Origin of the sequence: Clostridium sp. (genome assembly GCF_051656525.1) — a bacterium.
In the GTDB taxonomy this organism is placed as follows: domain Bacteria; phylum Bacillota; class Clostridia; order Clostridiales; family Clostridiaceae; genus Clostridium.
The window spans coordinates 1-11,238 of the sequence record NZ_JBOGCC010000006.1 but is presented as its reverse complement, the minus strand read 5'-3'; the positions used below and the strand labels follow the sequence as shown (position 1 = coordinate 11,238).

11 protein-coding genes and 1 tRNA gene are annotated in these 11,238 nt (G+C 28.0%); 8 read left to right on the top strand and 4 right to left on the bottom strand.

Features of this window, described 5'->3' with window-relative positions; all coding sequences use genetic code 11:
• The 4 genes from ACRDDY_RS00305 to ACRDDY_RS00290 form a co-directional block, all read left to right on the top strand.
• On the top strand, window positions 1-428 hold a 428-nt coding region (locus ACRDDY_RS00305; protein ID WP_438562973.1), incomplete at its 5' end, for a chromate transporter.
• 183 nt (window positions 429-611) lie between these two features.
• A complete protein-coding gene (locus ACRDDY_RS00300; RefSeq protein ID WP_438562972.1) occupies window positions 612-1,172 on the top strand; it encodes a GNAT family N-acetyltransferase in 561 nt (186 codons plus the stop codon).
• Between the two features lie 108 nt (window positions 1,173-1,280).
• Window positions 1,281-3,176, top strand: coding sequence for a sigma 54-interacting transcriptional regulator (locus tag ACRDDY_RS00295; RefSeq protein WP_438562971.1), 1,896 nt, complete (start codon window positions 1,281-1,283; stop codon window positions 3,174-3,176).
• Window positions 3,177-3,331: 155 nt separating this feature from the next.
• On the top strand, window positions 3,332-4,990 hold the full coding sequence (locus tag ACRDDY_RS00290; RefSeq protein ID WP_438562970.1) for an alpha-keto acid decarboxylase family protein: 1,659 nt from the start codon (window positions 3,332-3,334) through the stop codon (window positions 4,988-4,990).
• Between the two features lie 53 nt (window positions 4,991-5,043).
• Here ACRDDY_RS00290 and ACRDDY_RS00285 read toward each other — a convergent pair whose 3' ends face one another.
• Both ACRDDY_RS00285 and ACRDDY_RS00280 read right to left on the bottom strand, forming a co-directional pair.
• A complete protein-coding gene (locus ACRDDY_RS00285; RefSeq protein WP_438562969.1) occupies window positions 5,044-6,216 on the bottom strand; it encodes an NAD(P)-dependent malic enzyme in 1,173 nt (390 codons plus the stop codon).
• Window positions 6,217-6,380: 164 nt separating this feature from the next.
• Window positions 6,381-7,271 carry a LysR family transcriptional regulator gene (locus tag ACRDDY_RS00280; protein ID WP_438562968.1) on the bottom strand — a complete coding sequence of 297 codons (891 nt, stop codon included), beginning with the start codon at window positions 7,269-7,271 and terminating at the stop codon, window positions 6,381-6,383.
• A 132-nt stretch (window positions 7,272-7,403) separates the two neighbouring features.
• Here ACRDDY_RS00280 and ACRDDY_RS00275 point away from each other — a divergent pair, with 132 nt between their 5' ends.
• On the top strand, window positions 7,404-8,003 hold the full coding sequence (locus ACRDDY_RS00275) for a DUF2628 domain-containing protein (RefSeq protein WP_438562967.1): 600 nt from the start codon (window positions 7,404-7,406) through the stop codon (window positions 8,001-8,003).
• A 510-nt stretch (window positions 8,004-8,513) separates the two neighbouring features.
• On the opposite strand, the gene ACRDDY_RS00270 is transcribed toward ACRDDY_RS00275, so the two are convergent.
• Window positions 8,514-8,589: transfer RNA gene (locus ACRDDY_RS00270), tRNA-Trp, on the bottom strand.
• 59 nt (window positions 8,590-8,648) lie between these two features.
• Window positions 8,649-9,515 carry a metal ABC transporter substrate-binding protein gene (locus ACRDDY_RS00265; protein ID WP_438562966.1) on the bottom strand — a complete coding sequence of 289 codons (867 nt, stop codon included), beginning with the start codon at window positions 9,513-9,515 and terminating at the stop codon, window positions 8,649-8,651.
• Window positions 9,516-9,722: 207 nt separating this feature from the next.
• Between ACRDDY_RS00265 and tsaE the strand changes: the two genes are divergently transcribed.
• The 3 genes from tsaE to rimI form a co-directional block, all read left to right on the top strand.
• Complete coding sequence (gene tsaE, locus ACRDDY_RS00260) at window positions 9,723-10,184, top strand: tRNA (adenosine(37)-N6)-threonylcarbamoyltransferase complex ATPase subunit type 1 TsaE (protein ID WP_438562965.1); 462 nt, start codon at window positions 9,723-9,725, stop codon at window positions 10,182-10,184.
• Window positions 10,185-10,895 (top strand): tRNA (adenosine(37)-N6)-threonylcarbamoyltransferase complex dimerization subunit type 1 TsaB, encoded by a 711-nt coding sequence (tsaB, locus tag ACRDDY_RS00255; RefSeq protein ID WP_438562964.1) that lies wholly within the window; start codon window positions 10,185-10,187, stop codon window positions 10,893-10,895. It abuts the gene before it with no gap.
• Window positions 10,885-11,238, top strand: a 354-nt coding sequence (gene rimI, locus ACRDDY_RS00250) for a ribosomal protein S18-alanine N-acetyltransferase (protein WP_438562963.1), incomplete at its 3' end; no start/stop codon positions are given. The genes tsaB and rimI, both read left to right, overlap by 11 nt.

Sequence of the window (11,238 nt, the reverse complement as noted above, 5' to 3'; positions counted from 1 at the left end):
TTGTTGTAAATGATCATCATTGGTTAACTAGTAGCCAATTTACTTCTTATATTGGTATTGTACAAATTTCTCCTGGTGCAGTCTCTTGTAACCTTTCAGCATTTATTGGTTTCAAACTTGCAGGATTATTTGGTGGAATGGTTGCCATACTAGGCCTTGCAACAGCTCCTATGATTTTAGTAACTATTGCTTATTTTGCATTTGCTAGAATGAAAAATTCTAAACTTTGGAATGCTGCCTTAGTTGGAATGAAACCTGCACTTATTGCACTTATAATCAGTGCCTTTATATCACTTAGCCGCTCTGCATATAGAGATTGGAAAGAGATAGTTATAACAATAATTGCTGGTATCCTTCTATTCTCAAAGAAAATAAACTTAATTTTTATTGTATTAATATGTGCATTACTTGGACTTATTTTACATTAGAAAAAACCATCAAGTATTTTAATTTAACTTGATGGTTTATTTTTTTTAATAATTTGAACTTACTGCAACAATAGTCGCTGTTCTTGCTGCCATCATTGCCATTTCAACCTCAATTGTAAATATTTTACTTGAATTTCAAATTTCTATGTTATAATTATATAAATTTTAAAAGGAGGTGTTTTTATGAAACATCTAGGAACTATCTCTTTAGAAAGTAACAGACTTTTACTTAGAAGATTTACTCCTTCTGATGCTGAGTCTATGTTTTCTAATTGGGCGTCAGATGCGAGAGTTACAAAATATCTATCTTGGCCACCACATTCAAGTATTGATATATCTAAATCTATTTTAAATGAGTGGATTAATGATTATTCAAAAAAGGACTTTTATCAATGGGCTATTACTTTAAAAACTGATGTTAATAATCCAATTGGAACTATTAGCATTGTTGAATCAAATGATACTTTGGAAATAGTTCACTTTGGTTACTGCATAGGTTTTGATTATTGGAATAAGGGAATTGTGTCAGAAGCTGTTAATTTAATAATAAAATTCTTCTTTGAACAAGTTGAAGTTTCTAAAATTGAATCAAAACATGATCCAAATAATCCTGCCTCAGGAAAAGTAATGCTTAAAAATAATATGATTTATGAAGGAACATTAAGACATTCTGGTACTAGCAATGTTGGAATTTGTGATTTTTCATACTACTCTATCTTAAAAAATGAGTATTTTAACCTATAAAAAGGAATTGGCACTGTCAATTCCTTTTATATTTTCCTATATAATATTCCTTGTCCTAAAAATGATATAATAAATTTATAATAAAATATTTTAAAAGGAGGTTATAACATGAATAGTTTAAACAATGAAAAAATCAATATTTGCATAGTTTGCCCTTATGATGAGATGTCTGTTTATTTTAATAGTTTTAAAGATAATAGAGTAATTATCAATGCAAAAACAATTAATAATAAAGACGATATTAAAGATTTTATCAGAAAAAATGAATTGAGAACTGATGTCTTTTTAAGTAGTGGTTCAAGTGTAAATTTCATTCGTGAAAATACATATATTCCTGTTGTTGATATTAAAATAACTAATTTTGATTTAATCAAATCCATAAATAGTATTAATCTAACTGATGCTACACAAATAATTTGTCTATCATTTTATAAAGATACTTTTAATTTAAAAGAAATAAAAAGTATCTTTAACTTAAAGAATGATATTATCCAAATTAAATATGTAACTCCTGAAGATATAGAGAAACCACTTAGACAAGCTATGCTAAATGGAGGAAATCTTGTTATAGGTGGTGGTTGTACTGAAATATATAGTAATGAATTATCCCTAAAAAATATACTACTAAAATCTAGTGATGAAGCAATGACTAATGCTATTGAAGAAGCTATAAATATTGTTAATGTTAGAAAAAAGGAACTTGAAAAAAATGCACGACTTAATACTATTTTAAATTTTGTAAAACAAGGTATTTTAGTAACAGATATTAACGATAAAATTATTCTTTGCAATAATGAAGCTGAAAAAATTCTAGATATTAATGAATCTTCTGTATTTAAACAAGATATTAATAATGTTTTAGGAGATTTAAAGAAATCTAAAGAATTAAATAATGGAATTATAAATATTAATGGGAAGATGGTTGCAGCTAGTACCGTAGATATTAAGTTAAAAGGTAATTTTATTGGTCGCGTTAACTCTTTTGATAAAGCCTCCACTATTGAAAGACTTGAAAGAAAAATTAGAAGTACAAACCATAAAAAAGGCCTTGTTGCTAAACATAATTTTAATGATATTATAACTAGCAACTCTCAAATGGAAAATCTTAAAAAAATAGCTATGAAATATGCTAAAACAGATGGAACTATTTTAATTTATGGTGAATCTGGAACTGGTAAAGAGTTATTTGCACAAAGTATTCATAATGAAAGTACTCGCTCTGAATGGCCTTTTGTTGCTATAAATTGTGGTGCTATAAATGAAAACCTCTTGGAAAGTGAGCTTTTTGGATATGATAAAGGTGCTTTTACAGGTGCTAATAAAGATGGAAAAATGGGTGTTTTTGAATTAGCCCATAAAGGAACTATCTTTCTAGATGAAATTGGTGAATTGCCCTTAAGTCTTCAAGCAAGCTTACTTAGAGTTATTCAAGAAAAAGAAGTTATGAGAATTGGAAGTAATGAAATAACTCCTGTTGATATTCGAATAATTTGTGCAACTAATCGTAATTTAAGAGAGGAAGTTTTAAAAGGAAGATTTAGAGAAGACTTGTATTATAGATTGAATGTTTTTAATCTAAAAATTCCTCCACTAAGAGAACGTAGAAGTGATATTCCATTAATCTCTAAACAACTTTTAGAAAGACTTCATATCTCTGATAAAGATAAAGTAATTGAAATTATAAAGAAATGCCCTTCTACTTACCCTTGGAATGGTAATATAAGAGAACTTGAAAATGTAATTCATAGACTTTCATTAATGACTGATTTTAATGATTTTGATTTTAACAATATTGATTTTACCTCTTTTATAGACGATATTAATTCCATAAAAGAAAACTATAGTTTAAGTATTAATTTAGATGATACTTTAAAAGATATAGTAAAAGATGTTGAATTCTCAGTAATAAGTCATTTTTTAGAAGAAGGTTTTTCAATGGAAGAAATTTTAAAAAAGCTTGAAATAAGTAGAGCAAGCTTTATGAGGAAAAAGTCTCAAATTTGAGACTTTTTTCTCATATTTGAGACTTTTTTGTATCATTTATTGTGTATTTTTTATAAAAAAGCTTATTTTAAAGACATTTTCAAAGTTGGCATGAAAAATGCTTTATAAATATAGCATAAAAATAAAAATAAAATAAATACATGGAGGAATTACAAATGAAAGTAACAATTGGAGATTATTTATTAAATAGATTAAAGGAGTTTAATATTAAACACGTTTATGGTGTTCCTGGAGATTATAATTTATTATTCTTAGATCATGTTGAAGATATGGATGGACTTGACTGGGTAGGTAACTGTAATGAATTAAATGCTTCTTATGCTGCTGATGGATATGCTAGAGTTAATGGAATGTCAGCTTTAGTAACAACTTTTGGTGTTGGAGAACTTAGTGCTATAAATGGTGTTGCCGGTGCTTATGCTGAGGATGTGCCAATAGTTAAAATTACTGGAATACCTTCAATGACTATTATGAAAAATAGTTCAAGATATGTACATCACTCTTTAGGAGATGGACAATACTATAAATTTTATAATATGTATAGAGAAGTTACTGCATCTCAAACTATTCTTAATGAAATGAATGCTGCTAGAGAAATTGATAGAGTTTTAACTGAATGTTATATCACTAAAAAACCAGTTTATATAGGACTTCCTTTTGATATTGTTGATAAAGAAATTGAAGTTTCAGGAGCACCTTTAGATATTGAAATTAAAACTAATGATGAAACTTTAAAAGAATTTATAAAAGATGTTAAAGAGCTAGTTTCAACATCTAAAGGTGAAATGGTTCTTGCTGATTATGAGGTAGATAGATGTAAGCTTAGCGCTGAAGCTAGAAATTTTGTTAAAACTACTGGACTTCCAGTAAGTACAACAAGTATGGGAAAAACTGCTGTTAATGAATACTGTGATAACTTTGTTGGTATATACAATGGTGTCTTAAGTCCTGAACCAGTAAAAGAAGCTATGAATAAAGCAGATGTAGCGTTCCTTCTTGGTGTTAAACTTAGTGATTTTACAACAGCTTGCTTTAACTTTATACACGATGATATGTCAGTAGTTGAAATACATCCTACTCACTCAAAAATAGGTGAAAAAAGATATTGTAGTATCTTAATGAAAGATGTTTTAAATGCACTTCTTAGTAATGGAATTAATTATAAACATAATGTTGAAGTAGAACCTAAAACTTCAGTAAAATTTAGTCCTGAAAAAAATAAAGAATTGACTCAACAAAGATTTTATAGCTGTATAGAAAGTAATCTAAAAAGTGGAGATATTCTTTTAGCTGAAACTGGAACAGCATTTTCAGGTGCAACTGGAATTAGAATGCCAGAAAATTCAAAATTTATAGGTCAACCACTATGGGCATCAATTGGTTATACATTACCAGCTCTTCTAGGATCACAAATGGCTGATAGAAGTAGAAGAAATATTTTAATCATAGGAGATGGTTCATTCCAATTAACATGTCAAGAAATCTCTACTATGATAAAAGAAGACATTCATCCAATAATTTTTGTTATCAATAATGATGGATATACAATTGAAAAACTTATACATGGCCCTAACAGAAAATATAACTCAATAAATATGTGGGATTATAAAAATCTTGTAAATATTTTCGACTTAAATCAAGGTAAATCAATAGCTTGTAAAGTTAAAACTGAAGAAGAATTAACTACAGTATTAGAACTTGCTGATAAAAATAAAGACAAACTTATATTTGTAGAACTTATTATGGATAGTAAAGATGCTCCAAATGCTCTTGTAAGACTCGGTGACTTATTATCAGAACTTAATGGCTATTAAAATTTAAAAAGATAAGAAAGGAATTGGCATAATGTCAATTCCTTTTTTTGTAATTATATTCTTGCTACTCCTGATTCTCTTGCTGCTTTTGCTACTGCATTTGCAACTCTTCCTGCTAAACTCTTATCTAATGATGATGGAACTATATTCTCATCATTTAAATCTTTTTCTTCTATTGAGTTTGCTATTGCCATAGCTGCTGCTATTTTCATTTCTTCATTTATATCTTTTGCACGTACAGAAAGTGCTCCTTTAAATAATCCTGGGAAAACTGATACGTTATTTATTTGATTAGGCATATCTGATCTTCCTGTTCCCATAACTCTTGCTCCATGAGCTTTAGCTATATCTGGCATTATTTCTGGAGTTGGGTTTGCCATTGCAAAAAGAATTGAATCTTTTGCCATAGACTCTACCATTTCTCCTGTAACTATATTTGGTGCTGAAACTCCTATAAATATATCTGCATTTTTTAGTGCATCTGCTAAGCTACCAGTAATTTTCTTTGGATTAGAAATCTTTGCAAAATCTCTTTTAGCATAATCTATATCTTCCATATCTTCATTGATTATTCCAACTTTATCACATGGAACTAAATTTTTAACCCCAGCTGACATTAATAGTTTTGCTATTGCAGTTCCTGCTGCTCCCATTCCATTAACAACAACCTTAACTTCATCGATTCTTTTACCAACTAATTTTAAGGCATTTAAGACTCCAGCTAAAACAACTATTGCTGTTCCATGTTGGTCATCATGAAATACTGGAATATCTAATTCTTTTTTAAGTCTTTCTTCAATTTCAAAACATCTTGGTGCACTTATGTCTTCTAAGTTTATTCCTCCAAAACTTGGTGAAATAAGCTTAACTGTATTTACTATTGTATCTACATCATTTGAATCTATGCATATTGGAAATGCATCAACTCCACCAAACTCTTTAAAAAGTATTGCTTTTCCCTCCATTACTGGAAGTCCAGCTTTAGGTCCTATATTTCCAAGTCCAAGTACTGCTGAACCATCTGTTACTACTGCAACCATATTTCCTTTTGAAGTATATTTATATACATCATCTTCATTCTTTTTTATCATTCTACATGGCTCTGCAACTCCTGGTGAATAAGCCACACTTAAGTCATCTCTAGTTTCAACTCTTACCTTTGAAACTACTTCAATCTTCCCTTTTTTCTCTTCATGTACTTTTAAACTTTCTTTAAAAAAATCCATTTTCGATACCTTCCTTCTCTCAAAATATATATCTATTTTAATTTTTATACTTTGAACTTTTCTTATTTTTATTATAGACCTCTTTTTTCTAAAATAAAAATATAGTTTTTTTATTTACTCATAAATTTTATTTATGAGCAAATAAATAAAAAGATGATTCAAAATCACCTTTCATTTATCTCTTTATTCTTTTCTTTTATAGTTTTTATAATATCTTTCTCAATTTCTGTTAAGTAGTGCTCCTTTTTTGCAACTATTGATATATAAAAATCAATCCGTTCCTTTAATTCTATAGTTTCTATTTCATTCATTTCCTCAACAGCCATTTTGACCATAATCCCTACACCTAAATTAGCTGCTATTAAAGACTTTGCCGTTTGAATTTCATTTGTATAATATATTTTCTGTGGTTCTATATTTTCTTTCTTAAGTAAATTTTCTAATACATTAGTATGTAAATAGCCATCACCTAAAACTATAAATTGCTCATCTTTAAACATTGAAAAATCAATTTCACTCTTTTTAGATAAATCATTATTTTTACTTATACACATTACAAATGAATCCTTTAAAAGAGTATCACTTTGTATACTTTCATCCTCTAAAACTTCAAGTGAACCCATTAATGCTATGTCAACTTGCCCTGCTAATAAAAGTTCCTTCATTTTTACAGAACCTGCTTGAACAAATTCAATATTCTCTATAAACCCCTTTTGAACTAACTCCCCTACAAATCTTGGGAAAAAGTAAGCTCCTATTATTGGAGGAATTCCAAGTTTTATCTTTTTACTTTTTAATTTATCTATCTCTACCCTTACTTCACTAATTTCATGAAGTATGTTATCAATTCTTTTCTTTAAAATAATCCCACTTTCTGTTATCTTTATCTCTTTATTTGAATGACTTCTTATAACAAGTTTTGTTCCTAAATCTTTTTCAAGTCTATTCACAGACATTGTTACTGATGGTTGAGATATAAATAATTTTTCTGCTGTCTTCGTAAAACTCTTCATTTCACATAAACATTTAAAATACTCTAAATCTCTTATATTCAAAGATATCCCTCCCCTTTTAACTGTATCCTTTAATTTTATAATAAAATTTTGTTTTTTTCTATTTTATATTCCATGCATATAAAATATTTTTTTGCAAAACATATTAATATCAAAACTTTAGGAGGTCTTTTTATGAATGAAGATTTAAACGCTTTTGATGAAAAAAGAAAAAACGTAGAAGATACTATTGTTAATCAGATTAATAATGATAGTGAGGCTTCTGTTCCAAATCATGATTTATACTCTTATATAGGATATAAAAATCTTGATTATTACCATACTGTTTTTAATAAACATAAAGAATCTGATAATTTTGTTTCTTGGAATTGGTGTAGCTTCTTATTCACACCATTTTGGCTTCTTTATCGTAAGCTATATATTTGGTTTTTAATATTCTTTATAGCTGAATTTGTTTTAGATTCCTTTTCTTTTATGTTTCCTCTTATAGGATCTATATTAAGAATTGGTTTAATGGTTTTATTTGGACTTTTCGGAAACTCAATGTATCTAAATAGTGCAAAACATAGAATTAGAAAAATAAACAATTCACTTCAAAGCTATAAGCATAAAGATGAAATTTTAAAAGCTACTGGTGGAACTAACCTTGTAGCACCACTTATTCTTTTTGGAATTATTACATTATTTGTTTTAACAATAGGATTTACTGTTAGTAGCCTATTCTCAGGTGCTTTAAGTGGAATCTTATCACAATATAATATAACTATTGGTTAATCTAAAAGGAGCCTCATATATAGATACTATATATAAGCTCCTTTTCTTTTACTAGTATCAAATTTAATAAGACTCCTTGTTATTAAAGCTAAAAACTCACCTTTAAAAGCTTTAGCTGTTAATTAACATCTATAGAAAAAGAGCAACAAAGTAGACAAAAAAGGAAACAAAGTAGGAAACAAAGGGAAACAAACTAAGCAGCAAAGAACCGATGAATAAAAATAAAAGGAAACAAAGTGCAAAGAAAAGCAACAAACTTTAGACTTGTTTCTAGTGATTGTTGCCACCCTAAAGCTAGTAAAATACAGGGATACACTATAATGGGAAACAAAGGAAACAATAAATTGCAAAAAAAAACTATATTCAATTATTTATGTAAAACTCATAAATAATACAATAAATTTATGGAAAATAAGAAAATACAGAAAAGTTTGTTTCCTTGTTTCCAATCTAAGGAATCAAGTTATTTTTACGTAAAAAAAAGCACTTAGATAAAAATCTAAGTGCTTTTGGCAGGGGCAGTAGGACTTGAACCCACAACCAATGGTTTTGGAGACCACTACTCTACCAATTGAGCCATACCCCTTCAGAACAAATATTATTATAATATGATTTAGGGGCTTCGTCAACATTTTTTTATTATTTTTATTTATATACACTACTTAATGTATTTAGATTATTCTCAAGTAATTCTAAATAACTAATATTTAAATTTTCTTTTTGTAGTGTAATACTATTTACATCTATTTTTTCTTTATCACTTTTATCTTTTATTACTACAACATCTTTTTCATTTAAATTGTTTTGACTTATATAATCTGAAAAGCTTTCATTTTGAGGAACTACTGTATATTGTATTCCTAAGTCTGCTAAAAGATATTCAAATGTATTGTCTCTAGTTAAAAATATTGGTTTATTTTTAGATGTTTTAACTAGATTGTTAAATTTTGTTACCATATTATTTACTTCAGTAACTATCTTATTATAGTTATCTTCATAAAAGCTTCTATTTGCAGGATCTTTTTCTTGTAATGCTGATGTTACATTATATAGCATTACTTCATATTCATTTGGTCCTGTCCAGTAGTATGGATTTTGTACCTTATTTCCATCTTCAGTCATAGTACCAATCCTTATACCTCTAGAAATATTTACTACTCCTACCTTACTTTTATTAAGTTCTGATAAAAAGTTACCCATCCATTTATCATTATTATTCCCTGAATAGAAGAATAAATCCATATTTGATACATTATTTATAGCACTTTGTGTTGGTTTATAGTTTGCCATATTCTTAGCATTATTAAACATATATTCTATGTTATGCTTTCCACCTGTTAATGCATCTATCATATAATATTCACTTTTAGTTTTTGCCATTATATTTAAGTATACCCCTCTATTAGTTTGCTTTGAACCCGTTGTGTCTGCTAATAGTGGCTTTGAGAATCCTCCTAGCCCTAAAAAAAACACCCCTGTTATCACAAGCATAACAAAAGTTAACTTCTTCACCTTTTCACCTCCAGGGAACTTTTAAAACTTAATTTTGTAAAATTTTAGTCTATCATCATTCTACACGTTTAATAATTTTTTTTCAACTTAAATATATTTCCTTATTTTTAATGTAAAATAATATTATACTATAGTATAGCTTTTCAAATCTTTAATTTTTGGATAGAATAAGAGATAAAGATTATTATGTAGAAAGGAGACATATATATGATTTTTGAAGTTAACTCAATAGACGAAACTAAGTCTCTTGGTTTTAATATAGGAAAAATACTTAAACCTTCTAATATTATTTGTTTAACTGGTGATTTAGGAACTGGAAAAACGCATATCACTAAAGGAATTGCTGAAGGATTAGATATTCATGAGCCTATAACAAGCCCAACTTTCACTATAGTAAATGAATATCATAATGGAAGACTTCCTCTTTATCATTTTGATGTTTATAGAGTAAATGATCCTGATGAAATATATGCTATTGGTTTTGATGACTATATTTTCTCGGATGCAGTTTCTATAATTGAATGGGCTAATTACATTGAAGAAATTTTACCTAAGGATTATATACATATTTTTATAGAGAAAGATTTATCTAAAGGTGAGAACTTCCGTAGGATTCATATTAACACTTATGGAAATAAATATGATTATATAACAAAGGAGATTTTATAAATGTTAGTTTTAAGTGTAGACTCTTCATCAAAATGTGCAACTTGTGCTTTAGTTGATGAAACAGGAGTTTTAGTAGAATATACTATAAATAATATGCGTGAGCATTCTGTTTTAATGATGCCCATGATTGAAAAAGTTTTAGAGGATACTAAAAAAACTATAAATGATGTTGATGGTTTTGTAGTTTCTAAAGGACCTGGTTCTTTTACTGGTCTTAGAATTGGAATGGCTACAATTAAAGGCCTTAGCTTTGGTTCTAAGAAACCCTATGTAAGTGTATCTACTCTTGATGGTTTAGCCTTATCTTTAGCTCCATTTGATGGTATTATCTGCCCTATCATGGATGCTTTAAGAGATACAGTTTATACTGCTTTTTATAAGTTTAATAATGGAAAACTTGAAAGACTTATAGATTACACATCATTTTCTTTAGAAGAACTTAAGGAAAACTTAGAAAAATTAAATGAGAAAATTATTTTCATAGGTGATGGTGTTTTCAAGCATAAAGCTTTCTTAGAAAAAAATATTAAAGCTTCTTCATTTGCTCCAAACAGTATTAATTTAGTTAGAGCATCAACAATTGGAGAACTTGGATTAAATCTTCTTAAAGAGGGAATTAGTGATTCTGATGATTCTTCTCCACTTTATATAAAACAACCTCAAGCTGTACGTGAATTAAATCAAAGGTTACAAATGAAAAATGAGCAATAATTTATTTATGGAAGAAAAACATCTTGATGATGTTCAAGAAATAAGTGAACTTAGTATAAGAAACTATTGGAGCAAAGAAGAATTATCTAAAGAAATAGATAATAAACTTGCTAGATACTTTGTACATGAAGAAGATAACAGAATAGTTGGCTTTGTAGGTGTTTGGGTTGTTTGTGATGAAGGACAAATAACTAACGTTGCTGTTCACCCTGATTATAGAAGACGTGGTATTGCTAAAATGCTTATGACTAATATGATAAATCATTTAAAAACATTAGATTGTTCTATTATAACTTTAGAAGTTAGAAAATCTAATACTAAAGCATATGAACTTTACACTTCT

Coding starts and splice junctions, on each gene's coding strand:
- ACRDDY_RS00300 (WP_438562972.1), top strand. CDS start 612: ATGAAACATCTAGGAACTATCTCTTTAGAAAGTAACAGACTTTTACTT.
- ACRDDY_RS00295 (WP_438562971.1), top strand. CDS start 1,281: ATGAATAGTTTAAACAATGAAAAAATCAATATTTGCATAGTTTGCCCT.
- ACRDDY_RS00290 (WP_438562970.1), top strand. CDS start 3,332: ATGAAAGTAACAATTGGAGATTATTTATTAAATAGATTAAAGGAGTTT.
- ACRDDY_RS00285 (WP_438562969.1), bottom strand. CDS start 6,216: ATGGATTTTTTTAAAGAAAGTTTAAAAGTACATGAAGAGAAAAAAGGG.
- ACRDDY_RS00275 (WP_438562967.1), top strand. CDS start 7,404: ATGAATGAAGATTTAAACGCTTTTGATGAAAAAAGAAAAAACGTAGAA.
- tsaE (WP_438562965.1), top strand. CDS start 9,723: ATGATTTTTGAAGTTAACTCAATAGACGAAACTAAGTCTCTTGGTTTT.
- tsaB (WP_438562964.1), top strand. CDS start 10,185: ATGTTAGTTTTAAGTGTAGACTCTTCATCAAAATGTGCAACTTGTGCT.